Below are 18961 nucleotides of genomic sequence, written 5' to 3'. Positions count from 1 at the left end.
AAAGAGAGGGGAGCGATCGCTAAGAATTAGTATAAACTGGTGGTTAGGAGTTGTGATGTTGCTGGATCTCCGCTTAGATACTTAGCTTGACCAAGAAACAACTGTTAAGTTCAAAGCAATTAAACAATATTTTTTATCTACAAAGTATCTTAAATTCTATGGCTGAAACACTTGGATCTCTCTGCGACAAGTTGACAATTATTAAACTGAAACAGTGGCATTCTGAAGACGAAATTAGGCTCAACAGCCTTTCTCTTCAAGAAAAGCAGCTTCAGAATGAGATTAACGAATTTGTGAATGCTGCTATATCCGGAAAAATTCCTATAGAAAAACTCACATTTGCCTCGAATAAAGTGTACAAAGAAGAATCTAATTTTGTACCAGATATAACAGGGAGTATCGGCGAAGTCTTCTCACAGCTTGCAGAAGTCAATTGCAAATTATGGCACGAACAGGAAAAAGTGTATGATTTTGAAAATGTTGCGTTCAAGGAAAAAAATATAGTTGTAAAGCAGCTTGCTGTTCTTAACTTGGAGCGAAATAAGTGTATTGATGAAATTGATAAAAATTTATTAGGGATTGTAAAAAAGATTAATTTTATTTAATTGGAATATCAACTTTTAGAGGAAATACAATGCATCTAATTCATCGTAAGACTTGCCGTGTATGCGGCTCTTCCGCTCTCACAAATGTCATCAATCTGGGCGAACAGCATCTGCAAGGTTCATTCATAAAGCCAGGGAAAGAGGAACCACCAATTAGAAAAATTGCCACCTCTCTTGTGCGTTGCGATCCAACTAGGGATGAAAAAGCTTGCGGTTTGCTACAAATGGAACATACCGTTCCGCCGGAAGTGTTGTATTCTGCGTACTGGTATCGTTCCGGCACGAATCATACCATGCGAAACCACTTGCGGGAAATTGCCGAAGAGGGGGCATCGCTTATTGGTAAAGACAAAGCATATGTATTAGATATTGGTTGCAATGATGGCACTTTGCTGAAGTGCTATCCAAAAGAATTTCTTAAGTTTGGAGTTGATCCGTCTGATGTAGCTCAAGAGATTACTGGAGACATTACTGCAATCCAAGATATTTTTCCTTCAGAAGAACTCATTAATGTGTTGCAAGGCGAAAAATTTGACATTATTACATCAATTGCGATGTTTTATGACCTTGAAGATCCTGTAAGTTTCTGCCAAGAAATTAAGAGAGTGCTAGCCAATGATGGAGTGTGGATTTTTGAAATGTCATATATGCCATCAATGCTGAAAATGAATTCCTATGATACTATTTGCCATGAGCATTTGGAGTATTACAGTTTAGCAGTATTGGAGTATGTTCTTAAAAAAGCTGAACTGAAGATAGTAGATGCTATACTAAATGATATCAACGGTGGCAGTATTCGTTGTTATGCGACGCATATTGATAACTTCGTTTACAAGAATAAAGAGGCTTCGCAACGCATTAAGCGGTTACGTCAAGAAGAGTTTGATATGGAGCTTGATACAGATAAGCCGTACAAAAATTTTCAAGACCGAATTAACGTACATAAAGAGCAATTAACTTCGATGTTAAAGATGCTTAAAAAAGAAGGCAAGAGCATTCATGTTTATGGAGCTTCCACTAAAGGCAATACTATTTTGCAATGGTGTGGAATTGATAATCGCCTTGTGGATGTTGCAGCCGAGAGAAACCCTGATAAATACGGTGCGTATACTCTTGGTACAGATATACCGATCGTTAGTGAAGCGGAGTCAAGGGCCAGGAAGCCTGATTATTACCTGGTGTTGCCTTGGCACTTCAAAGAAGAATTTATTGAGCGCGAACAAGAAGTTTTGAATAGTGGTGTTGGCATGATATTCCCTCTGCCCAATATTGAGATTATCAAATACTAGCTATAAATACCAAAGCGCTAAGGGTATTTATGACACATAACTTTATTAGTCACATTTTTACCAACGGTAATGTAATATGATTTAGAGAGTGATATCAATTTAGATTCAGATGTAAGGTTAATTAAATTCAGAGGCTTAAATATGTCGTTTTTCTTGTCCAGCCTAAAGCAAAGTGGTCATTTAGATAAAATTCACATGACAATATGTATTGTGGGTTCACGCAAAATAGTCAATGAGGATGACTATGCCAGTAAAGGCTGGCATCTGTTTGCACCTAACTTAACTATCTTAGGATTTGATGCTGATAAAGAGGCTTGTAATTTAGCTAACGCAGAGATTGAAGCTAGACAAGTTAATTGGGCTGAGTCTCACATTCCCTTAGCTCTTTGGAATAGTATAGGAAAACAAACACTTTATGTAACTAGATATCCCGGATGTAGTTCTTTGTATCAACCAAATGAGTCATATATGCAGCGGTTTAACGGGTATATAGATTTAATTCAATTAGATCGTACTATCGAAGTTGAAACAACAACTCTAGATACTTTTTGCCAATCAGAAAAAATTAAAGAAATTGACTTTATTCACCTTGATGTTCAGGGTGGAGAACTTTCTGTTTTAGAAGGAGCTTCTGAAATTTTAGACAAAAGCATTCTCGCAGTTTATAGTGAAGTTGAGTTTACTGATATATACGTCAATCAGCCTCTCTTCGGGGATCTAGATATTTATCTCAGAAACCAAGATTTTACATTGTTTGATTTAATTGTTAGTACGGGACGTGCAGTGCGTACAACTTCACCAATTGTTTCCCCAAATCGTCCTGGATCATTAGTATGGGCTGATGCCTTGTATCTCCGCGATTTGATACGCCCCAACTTAAATACACATTTACAGACACCTGAGCGAATTTTGAAGCTGGCTTGTATAGCTGATGTCATGGACTATACTGATTATGCCCTAGAACTTCTAGAGTATCTTACTCTGAATTATGGCAATGACTCAAATTATAACTTTGCTGATAATATTATTGAAAGTTTAGCTCAAGTTCCTGAACTGGTAAAGCAAGGGATAGAAAATCTGCCAATAGTAAATCGTCTTCGAGACTACGCAAGCAGTAATAATATATATTTAAGGGATGCTAAAACTAAAATCAAAGGGAATAAAAATCGGATATCTCGCGCTGCTAATTTAACTAATAAATCAGAGAGGGACGCGCCTACTAAACCATCTGTATGTAAATTTTTGAAATTTCGAGATGAAATTTACAAATGTACTGATTATCTACATAGAAATGGCTATGCTTCCCATAATCTTGTCTGTAAAGACTGGGATATCGCTCACATCATCTTTGATTTATCAGACGGTAATCTTTTAGACATGGGTAGTTCTGACTCTTATATTTTAAAGAATGCGGTTTTGAAAAATGTTCAAGGTGAAAAATATGGGATTGACCTTCAACCTCCTGATGTGCCTCTGGAAGAAGTCAAATACATGATTGGCGATCTCATGGATACCAAACTTCCCGATAGTTACTTCACGAATATAACTTGTCTTTCAGTCATAGAACATGAAGTAGATTTCCAAAAATTCGCCACAGAAGTTTCTCGACTTTTGAGCGAAAATGGCAAATTGTATGTAACTTTTGATTATTGGACACCGAAACTGAAGCCAGACTTCAAGCTTTACGATAAACTCTGGAATCCGTTGGATGAAAACGACACTAAAAATTTGATAGGAGAATGTAAAAATTGTGGTTTAAATTTAGTTGAGCCTGTAGATTGGTCTTTGGGAGATGCAGTAATCAAACCTGGTTACTTTTCTCCGGGAGCAAATATCAGCTATACCTTTGGAATGCTGGTTTTTCAGAAAAATTAGTCTCTATCAAACTACTGTTTTTTAATAAAAATGATGATGAAAAGTGCCACAAGTAATTACGGTAAACGAATCCTACTTGGCCAGCTTGGCTCCAATGGGGATTGTCTCTATACGACTATACTGGCTCGACAAATCAAGCAGGATTATCCCAATTGCCATCTGACTTGGGCGATTTCATCTATTTGTAAGGGGACAGTTGAAGAAAACCCATTTGTTGATGAAATTTGGGAAGTTCCTTTAGCTGGTTGGGCTGACATGGCAGCAGCTTGGTATGATTTTGAAAATCAGGCAAAAGCTCGTGCTGAGCGTGGTGATTTTGATGAAATATTTTTGACCCAAATTTATCCCAATAACTTTCAAAATTACGACGGTACTGTTCGACCATCTATTTTTAGAGCTTATCCAAAACCTATAACCGTTCCCATACAGAATATCTTACGATTGCGAAGCAATGAGGTTGAAAAAGTCCAAAGTTTTGCTGAAAAGCATAATTTGCAGCAATCGAGTCATGTAATTTTGTTTGAATGTGCATCGAAAAGCGGTCAGTCTTTTGTTACACCGAACTATGCTTTATATGTGGCTCAAGGGCTAATTTCTAGGCTGCCAGATTGCCAAGTTATTCTTTCATCTAATTTCCCAATTCCTCAAGGAAATCCCGGAATCATTGATGGTAGCACTCTTACTATGAGGGAAACTGCTGAATTGACTAAGTATTGTCACCTTTTTATCGGCTGTTCAAGTGGCATCACCCAAATAGCTCTTACAGACTGGGCTAAACCATTACCAATGATTCAGTTATTGTCAAAATCAACATCTGCCTATGGTTCCATTGCCCATGATTTTGACTATTGGGGAATGTCATCTGAACAAATTTTAGAGATGACAGATGTACCAGTGGAACACTTAATTGAATGTATTTACACTGCTTTCACAAAAAGTTTTTCGGAATCACGTCGAGATTTTCATCGACCAATTGTGATTGATTTTAATTACTATTTAGGCTATGTAAACACTTTTATTCTACAAAGAACAGAACAGTATTTCAAAGCGGTTCGCTCAATCTTATATACGGTGGAGCGATACGGCTGGCATCCCCAGTTAAAATTATTTGTACAAACTGAATTAATGCCGAAAATATGTCCTGGTCAAAAATTGCCAGTCACTGATGAAGACTATAGCAAATTGTTACAAGAGTGGATTGATAGTTTTAACAAAGACTACGCATGGGCAGATGAGGGAGTGCCTCAGCATCGTATAGTTGATGCTCTTAGTAACGATCTCGGATTAAGAGATATCAACCTAATTATATTTCCCGACTGGAGCCAGTCTGAAGAATTAATCGCCGAAGATTTAGGAAGTGTCATTAAAGCTATTATGGCTCACCCAGATAAAAGCGAGATGACTCTACTGATAGATACGAGCAACATTTCTGATGAAGATGCCAATCTAGTTTTATCTAGCGTGGCGATTAATCTACTGATGGAAGAGGATTTAGATGTTTCTGAGGGACCGGAAATTTCACTGATGGGGCGGTTAAGTGAAATTCAGTGGGAAACTCTGATGACTTGCCTTGATGGTAGAATTATATTAAATAATGAGAATAAAGACGCGATCGCGCAGGTAAAAGCGGAGAAAATAGTCTTAAATTTATTCAGTTTCAATTAAGCTTTTAATAACCCCAATTATTTTCCGTACGTTACCTAAAAAGTATTCATTTTCTTTTAGGGTGGGCGCTGCGATTTTACAATTCGCCAACGCAGAGATATCTAAAAGTCGCAATACCCACCCTAGTGGTAGATTTTACTACAATAAAGTTGAATTTTCGTATTTTTGTTTAAGTTACGATTAAAATTTCCAAATTCATACTCCTCAAACTTATCCCTCAAAAACCAATATGACTTACTGAAAAATATGCCTTTCTGGTACGGAAAAAGCACAACACATTGGAAATCTGTTTTATCTTTAATTTTATCCAAAGTCTGATGATTATAAAAGCTGGCTATTTTTTTAAAGAAATAATTCTGGGGACTCACATAACTATGAAAATACAAATTCTTTCTATTTGATATGTAATTAAGATACTTTTTGATTGACAAACTCCATTCATAGGAAAGGTGAGGGTTTGAAACAATTAAGATTGGATCGTTTACCTGAGTTTTGGCTTCTATTGTTCGCAGTAAAGCATTGGTAGATTTCCCTTCTAGCCCAAAAGTATGTGCCGCATCCCAAGCTAAACTCAAGTTAAAGCTCAACGTAATCATAATTAATAATAAAATTAACTTAGCTGCAAATTTATAAGTTTTATTCAGATAATTGTAGAGAGTTATTATTAAAAAAGCATAACCAAAAATTCCGGGTAATATGTATCGTTGAACAATTCCAGACTTGGCATAAAGCAATATTTGAGGTATTGCAACTAACAAAAGTAAAATAACCGGAAAATACAAAGCATTTAAAATCGGGGGGAGAGATTGAGCATAAGGGGGCTTAATAGTTAATCTAATTGATATCAAACTTATTAATATGAGCCACCAATAACCAGCCTGACTTAAACTTTGAGTAGCGTTGATAATACTGGAAATATTAAGTGCATCAACTCCCGCGTATCCAATATCAGGATTTAGCCCAATATAAAATTTTAAAATCCAAAGTTCTGTTAAAAAAAATATACCCAAAAATGATAGTGATAAAATATTTTTTTTGAGAGATTCAGGCCATGATAAAGTTCTCATCTGATGAGATATCCAAACTTTAATCGAGGCGATAGCTGGAATCATAAGAATAAAACTTTCTTTAGACAAAGACATTATCAATACAAAAAAAATGAATAATCCTTCATAGATTTTTTTGTATTTATTAGCTCTCTCACTCAGCGCTGCAAATACTAAAGCACCCGCTAGTAAAAATGTACCTATTGTTTCATTAGGCCCAAGTTGCCACCAGACTGCTGATTGCGGCCCTAGAGTTATTAAAAAAGAAAATAGTAAAGCTTCTATTATTGAAAAATTGATCAACCTTCCAAACATGAATAGGAAGAATGTAGTAAAAACTCCTAACATTCCGGTATAAAGTGACCACCAAGCGAAGTTAATTCCTAGTAATCTTGTTTGAAGGATTCTATGAATATAATAAAATGGTCGGAACCTTCCAGTTAGTAAATCATTGTGAATCCATTGACTGCTTACTTCAAAAATACCGAGCTTTTCAACTATAAAATTATAGTTAATATGAGCTATTTCATGGTCATCAGTAAAGTGATATCCAGAAAACAGCGAACCACTTGTGATCAATAGGAGAAACCAAAACATCAAGATGAACAAGAAAACAGTTAGATAATCATATTTTTTGAAAAAGCTAATATACTTAGATATTTTCACGCTAAACCATCTCGATAGACTAATTGTTATCACAATATTTATGCCACATCTGCTCGTAAGCATTCTCCATTTCACGAGTAAACTGTTTGGCATTCCAGAGGGGAGATGTTTGCCTTGATTGCCGCAGCCGCCACGCTATCTGTTGTCGCAAAGTCGAATCCTTACCCAAGCGAACTCCCCACTCCACATACTCTTCATCCGTCCAAGCAATTCCTTCAGTTACACCCACATTCATCATCATCGTATAGCTGTTACGAGCAGCAAACTGCTCGCCAACTCGCGTTACCAGAGGAATACCCATCCACAGAGTTTCTAAGGTGGTTGTAGCTCCGTTATACGGGTAGGTATCGAGAACTATGTCAGCGATGCCTAAGTTAGCTCGGTGAAAGGCTTCTGAGGGGTCTTGCGACAAAAATCGCAGGCGATCGCCCTCCACACCCTCTTCTTCCGCTAGCTGAGTAAAAAAGCGTTCAATTGCTTTTCTATCGGCCCCACCCTTGATTAAAAAGTAACTGTTCGGTACTTCTGCCAGAATCTTAATTTGTAATCGCGCTGTGTCAGGATGCCGCTTGTAGCCAACCTGAGAACTAAGATATATAACAGCGTCGCTCGGAATATTCAAATGGTCGCGGCGCAGAGTGGGTACCTCCACCTCAAAACCATCCACAGCTATATAGGTTTGAGGCAAGCGCCAAATTTTTTCGCTGTAATAATCCTCGGCTGACTCTGGCAGAACATAGGGATCGGCAATAAAATAATCAATAGCGGGCAGCCCAGAAGCATCCCAACCCAACCAAGTAACTTGAATAGGTGCCGGTTTGAGCGCCATCACTTCACCAGTCAAATCCAGAGTAATGCTGTCTAGATCTATCAGAATATCAATCTCATCCTGATAAATTTGCTCAGCCATTTCCCCCGGAAAAAAACTACCTTTATGAGCTTGATCGGATTGCTCAACATAAAATTCTTCTAACCAATCGTATATCGGCTTTTTTCTATAAGCCATGAAATAGGTATAAAGTTGAAAGCGATCGCGGTCGTGATACTGAAACAGCCATCGCACCAGCCAGCCCACAGAATGTCTTCCCAGGCAATGGGATAGGTAGCCAATCTTCAAAGGCTTGGCAGTAGCACCAAGATTGCGACGAGCTAAGTTTCCCTGGCGAAATCGCTCTACATCCTCCCTGGCATAGATTTCAATGTTGGTTTGGCACAGTTTAGCCACTTGGTTTTGAAGTTGTCTGTTATTTTTCGCCCGATCTTGAAAGTATGGGAAAAAGAAAGTTGTAGTCAACAAACTTTGAACTCTCGTTTGAATCAGCGATGTCGCCTGTTGATCTATCAGAGACTGCAATTGTGACTGGTGACTTTTCATGACCGAACAGACTTCTTCCCAATATCCAACTGCACCCATCAACCCTCGAAGAATCTTGTAATTTGCATAAACTTGATCTGGTAATTCTTCTGATAAGGAATAGCACAATTTAGCCAGTTCTATACCTTTTTCGTATTGCCTAGCATTTTGGTAACAAGCCGCCAAATGATGTAAAAGAGTCAACCTTTGCCAAATATCTAAATTTTCAAAATCTAAACGGCGGCCTATCTCACCAAAACTAGCTGCTAGTGTCGCCGACGACGACGAAATTTTTATACAGGCTACAATCATAAGTTGGACAAAAGCTTGAGGCTCGCGGACATGGGGGAGACAGGCTTCCGCTAATTCCAGAGCTGACGGGTGAAAAGGATCGCAATCTAAAACACTTTTCAACACTTGCATTAATAGCTCAAACTCTACTTCTATCGGTGGTTCCGATTGGAGGAGTTCTATTACACTCAGAGAATTTAGTTCATCTCCTGTGTAGTTATCAAGGAGGATGGACAGCCCTATCAAATGCAACAGGTTATTAATATCGGTGGGATTAATCTCCCTTATATGTTGGCGGATTGTCCAAGCTAGCAAATAGTCTACCTGATTCCCCCTGCGAACAGCTTCCGCTTGCAGCACCTCAATCAGTTCGGCTGTCCACTGCTCAACTTGTTCCGGCTCTCCCTCTGCCATGCCAAGCAACCAAGTTGTCTGAGCTTCTGCCTCTTGCCCTTGCAACAGCAACATCAACCCTAAATACCAGTAACAAGACTTAGTATCAGCTTCGTCTTCTATCGCCTGCTCGTATAAGTTTGCAGCTTGACTATAATCACCTCTGAGCAGGTATTGATGGGCTTGTTGCTGCCAAAGGGCAGGCTCAGGAGACAGCGAACTAGCAATCATAAATGCAAGATTCTCAAAAATTACTGGTTGACAACTTATGCAACCCCGAATGTTATTGCGAGGGGAACGTAGCTAAAGGAGAGCTATCGCCAAACAAAGCTTAAAATTACTGTATGACAGCTATCGCTTCGCTGGCAATAACAAATTACGCAAGTCCTATTATCCTCTAAGAAGAGTGGGTAGCGTACACAGACACTACCCACTCTCCCAAAAATTTTAGGCTATGCCAGCAAAAAACATTCTCAAGCTAATGCCTTTCCTACTTCGAAACTTCAATGCTGTTACCAGTGCAGACTGGATTATTGCTAACAGCTTCCCCAGCGAGTGCAGTTGTTTGGGTTCCTTTACTCTCGCACAATACTGCCAACGTAGTTGCTTCACTTGTACTAGCAACTATACCCAGAACCACCGATCCTGTATAGGCTTTGAGTGCACCAACCCTGGGTATTCCCTGATTGGCAACATTACTGGTGGCATTCCCTGAGACTGCGTAGTCGTAATTAGTAGTTTGAGTTTTGATACCAATTCCTAGTTTATCAATGGTGTCTGTTACGAAGCCACCAGATTCCGCATATTTTGCTTGCTGAGCTCTGTTCATTGAACCTGTATACTGCTTGGCTTCTGACTGCTTAGCTTTGTTGGCTTGGTTGAGGAAGGAAGGCAAAGCAATAGCAGATAGAATACCGATGATGATGATCACGACCAGCAGTTCAATCAAGGTAAAACCTTTATCTTGTCTCTTTTTGTTGAGGTGTTGCAGGAATCTGGCTTTAAATTCGGTTTTCATGGTTTGTTTCTCCTAGAGGCGTGGGATGCTTGATTTCTAACTCGTAAACTTAACTTACCCAGTTTCCCTAGCTTACATATCACCCCCGGCAATTTTTTTTAATTTTTCAAGCCGATCGCTCCAAAAGCGCATACAGAAAAGCTTCTAGCATACTTAAGAGTTCCTTCACTTCCTCAAACGCTGTCTCTGGGTTTACCTGCTCTAGAGTGGCGGGGTGCAGCGGTCTGAGCTTTAGCCAGAGTTCGACTAGGGACATTATCGGCTGCGATCCCTCCCACAAAGGCAGCAGGCAGGCCGCCAGCATACTTTCGACTGCGATCGGCACTTGGGTGGGCAAAGGGATATAATTGCTAATGATAAAGGGTTTCTGGTTGGCGATGCAGTTGAGCAGGTCTTCTCTCACCTGGGGAGTCTTTAGCTGAGGATGCAGGTGAACCCGTGCTGCCTGCCAGTCAGGCTCAGTCCATTCAGAAACGGGTACAAAGGACTGAGGTTTCTCGGTGGGATGACCGCACCAAAAGTCAATAAGACGATGGACGGGATGTAACAGTTCAAACATATGCAGCCGATCTTCTATAGAAATTTCTGGCAAGCTCATTGCTAAAAAGGCGGGCAAATTTTCTGAATCTTGGAACAGATCAGTCACATCCCAGTGCCGCCAACCCACCATGCTGACAAATTCCAAATCAGCCGCTCTTAACGCGGCAAACACTTCTGGGATAGTATACCCTTTGTCCCCCTGGAGTAAATAGTTCATAAAAATCCATTCATCACTATTATTAGAATTCCAATTTCTTGCTTTTAGAAGAACTTCATTCTTCAAAGCATTCATAGTTTCTCGAACTATTTCAATCTCTAAATCCTGGGGATTTTCATCCATCAAACCCATTAGTTGCCACAACTTTTGAGATCTAAAAAAGCTCGCTCGCTGGAAGTAACTATGTAAATTTGTCCGAATAATTCCCTCTGGCTTTAAAACAGACTTCATTGCTTGCAATCCTACAACCGGATCTGGCAAAAGATAAAGAACTTCATCATTATTAATTAAATCAAATTCTAAACCTAATCTCGGTAAATTCTCTATTGATAGTGCATGAAATTCTACATTCCTAAAGCCGTGATATTCCAAACGCTCGCGGGCTAATTTCACTGATTCTTCTGATAAATCAATTCCCACAATTTTAGCGCCTGGATTTGCTTCTGCCAAAATCAAAGATTTATATCCACTACCGCATCCAGCATCCAAAATAATTTTTCCTTCAGTTTCTATTATTTTTTGATTTATTAAATAATAAGGCGTTACCAAGTTATGAATATAGAGCGACACACAGTCATTTTTGGGAGTTTCTTCTAGGGCTGTTCTCGGATAGCACACTGTGTCGAATTGCTGGCGAATTTTTTCTGAGACATCCAATTGTTGATTGTTCATTGGGGAATTACTTTGAACCTTCGTTGAAGATGGTAGAGATTTTTTTTGGAGTTCGGTAGCGAGTTCGGCAAGCTCCTCTGACAGAGGATACATATGCTGGTACTGAAGGATTTGTTTGCCTATCAATGCCAGACGCTCCTCGAAATTTGGAGTAACGGATGGGTCAAGTAGCGGAGTTTTATAAGGCTCAACATCACACCTTTGAAATTCACAAGCCAAGCTGATGCGCGGATGAGGCGCTCTTTCGCTGCTGCGGCCTCCCCAGTGCAATACTGCATGATTCCAGCACAAAACAGAACCTGCATTTGCGGGCAATGCACGAATATCTTGAAAGTTGATGCTTTCCCTTTTTTGACCTTTTTGGACGTTACCATAATTGGCATCCAAAGGAGCTGGCACGATGTACATACATCCATTGAGTGGGATGGCATCGCTGAGGGGAATCCAGATGGTTACACACTTGGGCATTCCGTCTGGTAAAAGAGTGCTCTCGGTGTTGTCACGGTGCGGCTGCCATCCTTTTTCGGCATTAGTCGTGTCGATGTACCAACTCCAAAAAGCGGGCAATTGTTGATACTCATCACCAAGGATAACTGATAATATCTGAGACAATCGACAAAATGTCTGCCAAAACTCATCATAAATGAACGCGAATGCTACAGGCCAGCCTGACTGTCGCAGTTTTTCAATGCCAGCGGCCATGCGCGAAATCTCTGCCTCCGACAAAAATGAATCGATTTGAAAGTAGCCCTCATTCTTGAGATTGAACAACAGTTTTTCCATATGTTCTTGCTCAAGTGAAAGAACACTTCCAGATAGTGAAGTAAAATCTTCACCTACACTTAGCTGGGGATTTAGGCTTTTCCAATAGTCGGGATTTTGAGCTTGCTTTAAAAATTTTTTGACGCTAATCATCGGTTTTGGCTGTGAGTCCCTGAGTTGACGACTTATAATTTATCAATTTTTCCGGCAGGATGCTGGGCTAGCTTGAATGATCGCCAGCAACAAGGTCTGCTCTTGCGGAGTTAGCTTAATCTAGAAAATCTCACTTATGGGAATCTAGCTTTAAACCGAAGCTTACCCAAAATTATCATAAATCTTATCAGCACTCGTCCACGATCGATCGCCCTTTTCCCCAAACCCCACGCGGCACAAGGGCAGGGACTTGGCATAATAGTGAGGGTCAATATTTCCAGCCCCCACGCAAAAACAGATTATACAACCAAAGACCACCTCCATGAACACCAACATCAGCCCCATCCTCAAAGTATTCTCCCTCTCCGTCGCCCTTTCCCTGGTCATCAAGTACGCAGGGCCTAGCCTATCCATACCCTCTACCGACCTCAACGCCCTAATCGCCGTCTTTACCCCCAGTCTGATCTTAGCTGCTATCCTCGGCTGGCGATCGCGCCAACAGCCAAGATAGGGGATGGAGGGCGATCGCGCCCAAAGACGAGTTAAATTAAACCAGGGGCGATCGAACATTCACACCAAAACCCCTCCATCCCCAGCAATATAGATGAGACAGACAATCACATGGATCTAACCACATTAAATCTCAAACCCTTAAATTTGCTGATTTTTCCTGATTGGAACCAACCAGAAGAATCACTTTATTTAGAGTTAGAACTAATTATTAGGAGCCTGGTAAGTCATCCCGATCGGGATTTCCTAACTCTTTTAATAGATAGCAGCGACACTTCAGAAATATCCGAGTTAGATGCCAGTCTAATTGTATCAGCAATTGTCCTGAATCTTTTTATGGAAGAAGATTTAGATACTAGCTGCGAACCCGAAATTATTTTATTGGAAAACCTCAATCGAAGCCAGTGGCTTGATATTTTACCACATATTCAATATCGCATTAAGTTGAATGCGGAAAATCACCAAGCCATAGCCGACTCTGAAACCGCACAAATCCCAGTATTGGAACAGGAACAACTTAGCGGTATCACCCTTGACTCGCAAGCATTAGCATTGAAAGAATTTGGCAACCAACTCTACCGTCAAGGAAGATCCGAAGCAGCCATTAAGCACTATCAAAGGTTTTTAGAATCCCAGACAGGAGATATAGAACTGTATGGTAACTTAAGCGAGTCTTTGAGAAACCTCAACAGAATTGAGGAAGCGATCGCGATTATTGAAGAAGGCATCCGCCATTACCCAACAGCAGGACAACTGCACTTTCAAATAATCAAAATTTTCCAGCAAAACGGACGGACTCAAGAAGCTATATCAAGTGCAGAAAAAGCAACTAAAATACTGCCCCATGAATATGTCTTTCAACTATTCAAACACTTAACATTGCCGATTGTTTATAACACATCAGATGAAATCCTATTTTACCGGGAAAGATTTGTCCAAGGATTAGAAAATTTAATTCAGCAAACCTCCCTAAAAACTCCCGAAGACAAAATTAATGCTTTGCGGGGTTTTAGTAGTTTCACTAATTTTTACCTAGCATATCAGGCTTACAATGTTGTGGAATCGCAATCAAAGTATGCTAATTTAGTCCATCAAGTTATGGTCGCCAACTATTCGCAGTGGGTGCAACCGCAATCAATGCCTCCACTGCTGGAAAATGGCAAAATTAGAGTCGGTTATATTTCTAGTTATTTGCATTCTTACAGTGGCACTTTATGGTTGACTGGCTGGTTGCGTTATTCCAACCACCAACAATTTGAAACTTACTGTTACTATACGGGCAACGATCCAGATCCAATTACAGAACAATTTCGCCAATACAGCGATAGATTTCACCACATTCCTCACAACCTAGAAGCCGTATGTCAACAAATTATTGATGACAAATTGCATATCCTGGTCTTCCCAGAAATTGGCATGGATGCACCAACTATCCAAATAGCAGCTTTGCGCCTTGCCCCCGTGCAATGTTCGGCGTGGGGACATCCTGTCACCTCTGGTTTACCGACGATTGATTATTTTATTTCTAGCGAATTGATGGAACCCGAAGATGGGCAATTGCACTACTCAGAAACTTTAATTAAGTTGCCTAATATTGGCGTTGCCTACCCAAAACCGATTGTTGGTCAATTAACCCAAACTCGCTCAGATTTTGACCTCCGAGAAGATGCAGTAATTTATTTATGCTGCCAAGCCCCTTTCAAATACTTACCGCAATATGATTTCATATTAGCAGAAATTGCGAGTCGCGTTCCGCAATCTCAGTTTATTTTTCCGCGTGGCGAACTCCTGCGGCAACGGCTAAAATGTGCTTTTGCTGCTGTCAATCTTGACAGTGAAGATTACTGTCTGTTCCGAACTATTTCAACTCGACAAGATTACATAGCAATTAATTTTATCTCTGATGCTTTTTTAGATACTTTTACTTGGTCGGGTGGGAATACGTGCTTGGAGGCGATCGCCTGCAATTTACCCATAGTAACTTGCGCGGGAGAATTTATGCGGGGGCTTCACACTTATAGCTTTCTAAAAATGCTGGGAGTGACAGACACAATCGCTAACAATGAAGCAGAATATATTGAAATTGCTGTCAAGTTGGGTAGAGATTCCAAGTGGCGGCTAGACATTGCACAACGCATGAGTCAGCGACAAGGTAATCTGTTTGACGATCGAGTTTGCGTGACTGGGTTAGAGTCTTTTTATCAAAGAGTTGTTCTAGAAAGACTTGAAGGTTATAGTAATTCTATAGTTTAAGGCAAACAAAACCAAACTAAAGGCACTCACCATGATTCAAAGCATAACAGAATTAGTAACATTCAATGAATTCATTGACTGGTATCCTGAAAATTCAGAACACCGCTACGAATTGCACAATGGAGAAATTATTGAGACGCCAAAAGCAACAGGCAAACATTCTAAAGTTGCCGGTTTTACCGCACTGAAAGTCGGAATAGAGATTGAGCGTCTCAATTTGCCCTACTTCATCCCTAAAGAATGCGTCATCAAACCGATGTCCGAGGAATCGGGGTATGAGCCAGATATCATTGTACTCAACGAACAAACGATTGGAAACGAGCCGCGATGGGAAAAATTATCAATGATCACAATGGGTTAATCAGTTCCCCTAATCGTAGAAGTAACCAGCACTAACTGGGCGGATGATTACTCCCTAAAATTAGAGGCTTACGAGTCAATGGGCATCCAAGAATACTGGATTGTAGACTATTTAGAATTGGGCGGCAGACGGTTCATCGGCAACCCCAAACAACCTACTTTTTCAATTTACCAACTAATTGATAGCGAATATCAAGTCAAACAATTCAGAGAGGCTGAGATTATTGAGTCCCCAACTTTCCCAGAATTGAATCTGACAGCGCAGCAGGTGTTCGCCAAAGGTAATTGAGGAAATTGCTTTCTTTGCTGTCCGAATAGAGTATCTTAGTGAAGGTAGGAGTCAACTTAAGCTGTGAATGTAGTGCCAGACGAGTGTCTGACGATTATGCCTAGATCCCCCAGCCCCCGGATAGTCGGGGGAAACAAGAAATTGCTCAACGTCCCCCTTCTTAAGGGAGATTTAGGGGGGTCGAGATGCGGCTGTAAACGAGAGATAGGAAGAGTTATAGTCTTATAATTCCCAATACTCTACTCCTCAATCTCAAATCTCAAATCTAAAAGCTAAAATCGAATGAAGCTAGGACAATGGATGGGCTTATTAGCCCTCATCGCATCTTGTTACATCCTCTGGCAAATCAGACAAGCCCTGCTGCTGCTTTTTGCCGCTATCGTCTTAGCCACAGCCTTAAACAGACTAGCACGCTACTTGCAAAAATTCCGACTCAAAAGGTCGATCGCCGTACTTTTATCAATTAGCTTTTTAGTCCTGGTTTTGGTAAGCTTGTTCCTGATAATTGTACCGCCCTTTGCCCTACAATTCCAACAACTGACCCAAAAAGCACCTGAAGGAATCGCCAAACTCAATGATTGGGTAGATCAAATCGAAGCTCGCTTCTCGGGACAATTCGATCAAAGGCTGCCGAATCTTGATGTTAACGATATTATGCGACAACTGCAACCCTTGTTCAACCAACTCGTTGGCGGTGCAGGAGCTTTTGTTGGCAACACATTAGGGGTTATCCTCAGCTTTTTGCTAGTCTTAGTTTTGACCTTGATGACCTTAGCAGATCCCCTCTCTTACCGCAAAGCATTTATACAACTATTTCCCTCTTTTTACCGCCGACGAATCGATGGTATTTTAGATGAATGCGAAATAGCTCTCGGTCGATGGGTCATCGGCGCTCTGATTAGCATGAGCGTGATTGCTTTGTTGAGCTTAATTGGTTTGTCAATTTTGCAAGTTCCCCTACCGTTAGCTCACGCTGTAGTAGCAGGATTTCTTAACTTAATTCCAAATATAGGCCCCACAATCAGCGTCATCCCGCCCATGACGATCGCACTTTTAGACTCTCCCTTACAATCTGGTTTAGTTTTAATTCTTTACTTTCTAATTCAACAGTTTGAAAGCAACCTCCTCACTCCCTACGTCATGGCACAGCAAGTATCATTGCTGCCAGCAGTAACATTAATTTCTCAAGTATTTTTTGCCACCTTTTTTGGATTTTTAGGACTATTACTTGCCCTCCCCCTCACCGTTGTAGCTCAAGTTTGGATTAGGGAAGTATTAATTAAAGACATCCTCAACCAATGGAACGCGAATCCTCAAACCTTAGCAGCAATCGATTCGGCTATTCACGAAGAATATGAGTCTCTAGGAGTAAAACATCACAGACAAGAAAGCCTTCCAGAACAAAAAACAGACATCGCAGACCAAGCAGAAAATGACGATACTGTCAATCAATAATTCAGGTTGGTAGTGAGGACTTCAATCATTCTTGATTTTCAGAGTGAGAACTGAATTTCTGACTACAAACTTAGCAACTCGATCGCCATCAATAATTCAGGTTTGATTGTTCGGACTTCAGTTTTTCTTGACTGGGAGCATCTGGGTTTTGCATTTAATAGTGCTGTCCCCGCGAGTTCGCGGTGCAAGACTCGCACAATAAAAAATGCTTTTAAAAAGGCCCGAGATGCTCCCTTCTTGATTCGAGATTGAGGACTTAAGTCATGACTACAAATTTAGGAACTCGATCGCCATCAATAAAACAATACGGTTTACTTAAGTGAACGGTATCGATCAATAAAACTAAAAACTAAAAACTAAAAACTAAAATTATGAGATCGATCGACGAAATCAACGATAAAATCAGCCAAGGCAAAGCGACAGTCTGGACAATCGAAGAACTCAAAAACCGAGTCGAAGAAACCAGCATTAGCCAAGCCGCCAAAGAAGTCGATGTGATTACCGCAGGCACCTTCGAGCCGATGGAATCCTCCGGTGCCATCATCAACCTCGGCCATACCGATCCCCCGATCAAAATCCGCCAGTGCTGGCTCGACGGCGTTTTAGCCTACTCCGGCTTTGGGGCAGTAGACCTGTACTTGGGAGCTACCCAAGTAGCCGAAGACGGCGAAGAATCCCGCGAACGGGGAGGCGGACACGTCATCGAAGACTTAATCGCCGGGAAACCCGTGCAGTTGCGAGCTTTGGGGCAAGTCACAGATTGCTACCCCCGCGCCTCCTTTGAAACCACGATTACCCGCGATACCATCAACCAGTTTTATTTATTCAATCCCCGGAACGCCTATCAAAACTTTATTGTGGGAGTTAACGGGGGCGATCGCCCGCTGTTCACCTACCTCGGCCCCCTGCAACCAAACCTCGGCAACGCCGTCTACTCGAACCTTGGAGCCATGTCTCCCCTGCTCAACGACCCCGACCTCGAAACCATCGGCATCGGCACCCGCATCTTCCTAGGAGGCGCCACCGGCTACATCACCTGGGAAGGAACCCAGCACTTCCCGCTGCAAAAACGCCAGCCCAACCGCACCCCAATCGGCCCGGCCGCCACCCTTGCACTAATCGGCGACGCCAAACAGATGAACTCCAAATGGGTGCGCGGCTGCTACTTCAAAAACTACGGCCCATCTCTGATGCTGGGAGTCGGCATCCCGTTTCCAGTCTTAAACGAAACAGTCGTCGCCCACTGTGCAGTATCCGACAAAAAAATAGTAGCGCCGGTGGTAGATTTCTCTATCCCCCGGCGCGTTCGTCCCACATTCGGTTTAGTCAGCTACGCTCAATTAAAGACTGGCCGCATCCTGATAGAGGGCAAACCTGTGCGGGCGGCCCCCTTGGCGAGTATGTTTCTCTCGCGGCAAGTAGCATTGGAATTGAAGCAGCAAATTGAAGCAGGTCAATTTACCCTCACGGCCCCAGTTGCTCCCCTACCCACCGACAGAGTATTTCTCCCGCAAGATTTGTGGGGAGCCCAAGTCCGGCTGGAATAAA

General features: G+C 41.3%; 12 protein-coding genes and 2 pseudogenes. 8 read left to right on the top strand and 6 right to left on the bottom strand.

The genetic code is table 11. The features are described 5' to 3' along the window. Positions 1–158: 158 nt before the first annotated feature. From QT998_RS06370 to QT998_RS06355, 4 genes are all read left to right on the top strand, one after another. Positions 159–605, top strand: a complete 447-nt coding sequence (locus QT998_RS06370; RefSeq protein ID WP_333114743.1) for a hypothetical protein — start codon at positions 159–161, stop codon at positions 603–605. Positions 606–634: 29 nt separating this feature from the next. Continuing rightward, the gene (locus QT998_RS06365; protein ID WP_333114742.1) at positions 635–1894 is read left to right on the top strand and encodes a class I SAM-dependent methyltransferase; all 1260 of its coding nucleotides are present in this window, start codon (positions 635–637) and stop codon (positions 1892–1894) included. A 210-nt stretch (positions 1895–2104) separates the two neighbouring features. Next, positions 2105–3769, top strand: coding sequence for an FkbM family methyltransferase (locus QT998_RS06360; protein ID WP_333217954.1), 1665 nt, complete (start codon positions 2105–2107; stop codon positions 3767–3769). A 30-nt stretch (positions 3770–3799) separates the two neighbouring features. Continuing rightward, positions 3800–5434, top strand: coding sequence for a glycosyltransferase family 9 protein (locus QT998_RS06355; RefSeq protein WP_333114739.1), 1635 nt, complete (start codon positions 3800–3802; stop codon positions 5432–5434). A 122-nt stretch (positions 5435–5556) separates the two neighbouring features. On the opposite strand, the gene QT998_RS06350 is transcribed toward QT998_RS06355, so the two are convergent. From QT998_RS06350 to QT998_RS06325, 6 genes and pseudogenes are all read right to left on the bottom strand, one after another. Further along, a complete protein-coding gene (locus QT998_RS06350) occupies positions 5557–7146 on the bottom strand; it encodes a hypothetical protein (RefSeq protein WP_333114737.1) in 1590 nt (529 codons plus the stop codon). A 19-nt stretch (positions 7147–7165) separates the two neighbouring features. Then, positions 7166–9415 carry an O-linked N-acetylglucosamine transferase, SPINDLY family protein gene (locus QT998_RS06345; RefSeq protein ID WP_333114734.1) on the bottom strand — a complete coding sequence of 750 codons (2250 nt, stop codon included), beginning with the start codon at positions 9413–9415 and terminating at the stop codon, positions 7166–7168. Positions 9416–9674: 259 nt separating this feature from the next. Then, on the bottom strand, positions 9675–10202 hold the full coding sequence (locus tag QT998_RS06340) for a type IV pilin-like G/H family protein (RefSeq protein WP_333114732.1): 528 nt from the start codon (positions 10200–10202) through the stop codon (positions 9675–9677). Positions 10203–10308: 106 nt separating this feature from the next. Next, positions 10309–11631, bottom strand: coding sequence for a class I SAM-dependent methyltransferase (locus QT998_RS06335; protein WP_333114842.1), 1323 nt, complete (start codon positions 11629–11631; stop codon positions 10309–10311). Between the two features lie 264 nt (positions 11632–11895). Then, positions 11896–12333 (bottom strand): annotated as a pseudogene (locus QT998_RS06330) (phytanoyl-CoA dioxygenase family protein); the annotation flags it as partial. 375 nt (positions 12334–12708) lie between these two features. After that, on the bottom strand, positions 12709–13116 hold the full coding sequence (locus QT998_RS06325; RefSeq protein ID WP_333114730.1) for a hypothetical protein: 408 nt from the start codon (positions 13114–13116) through the stop codon (positions 12709–12711). A gap of 51 nt (positions 13117–13167) precedes the next feature. Here QT998_RS06325 and QT998_RS06320 point away from each other — a divergent pair, with 51 nt between their 5' ends. From QT998_RS06320 to QT998_RS06305, 4 genes and pseudogenes are all read left to right on the top strand, one after another. Beyond that, positions 13168–15309: an O-linked N-acetylglucosamine transferase, SPINDLY family protein gene (locus tag QT998_RS06320; RefSeq protein ID WP_333114728.1), complete on the top strand. Its 2142-nt coding sequence runs from the start codon at positions 13168–13170 to the stop codon at positions 15307–15309. A 31-nt stretch (positions 15310–15340) separates the two neighbouring features. Further along, positions 15341–15958: pseudogene (locus QT998_RS06315) on the top strand (Uma2 family endonuclease). 282 nt (positions 15959–16240) lie between these two features. Continuing rightward, positions 16241–17413, top strand: coding sequence for an AI-2E family transporter (locus QT998_RS06310; RefSeq protein ID WP_333089013.1), 1173 nt, complete (start codon positions 16241–16243; stop codon positions 17411–17413). A gap of 371 nt (positions 17414–17784) precedes the next feature. Then, on the top strand, positions 17785–18960 hold the full coding sequence (locus tag QT998_RS06305) for a homocysteine biosynthesis protein (RefSeq protein ID WP_333089014.1): 1176 nt from the start codon (positions 17785–17787) through the stop codon (positions 18958–18960). Position 18961 lies beyond the last annotated feature (1 nt).

It is taken from the genome of Microcoleus sp. S1D4, assembly GCF_036700765.1.
Classification (GTDB): Bacteria; Cyanobacteriota; Cyanobacteriia; order Cyanobacteriales; family Microcoleaceae; genus Microcoleus.
Note: the sequence above shows the minus strand (reverse complement) of the source record. Positions and strands in the feature narration are given on the sequence as shown.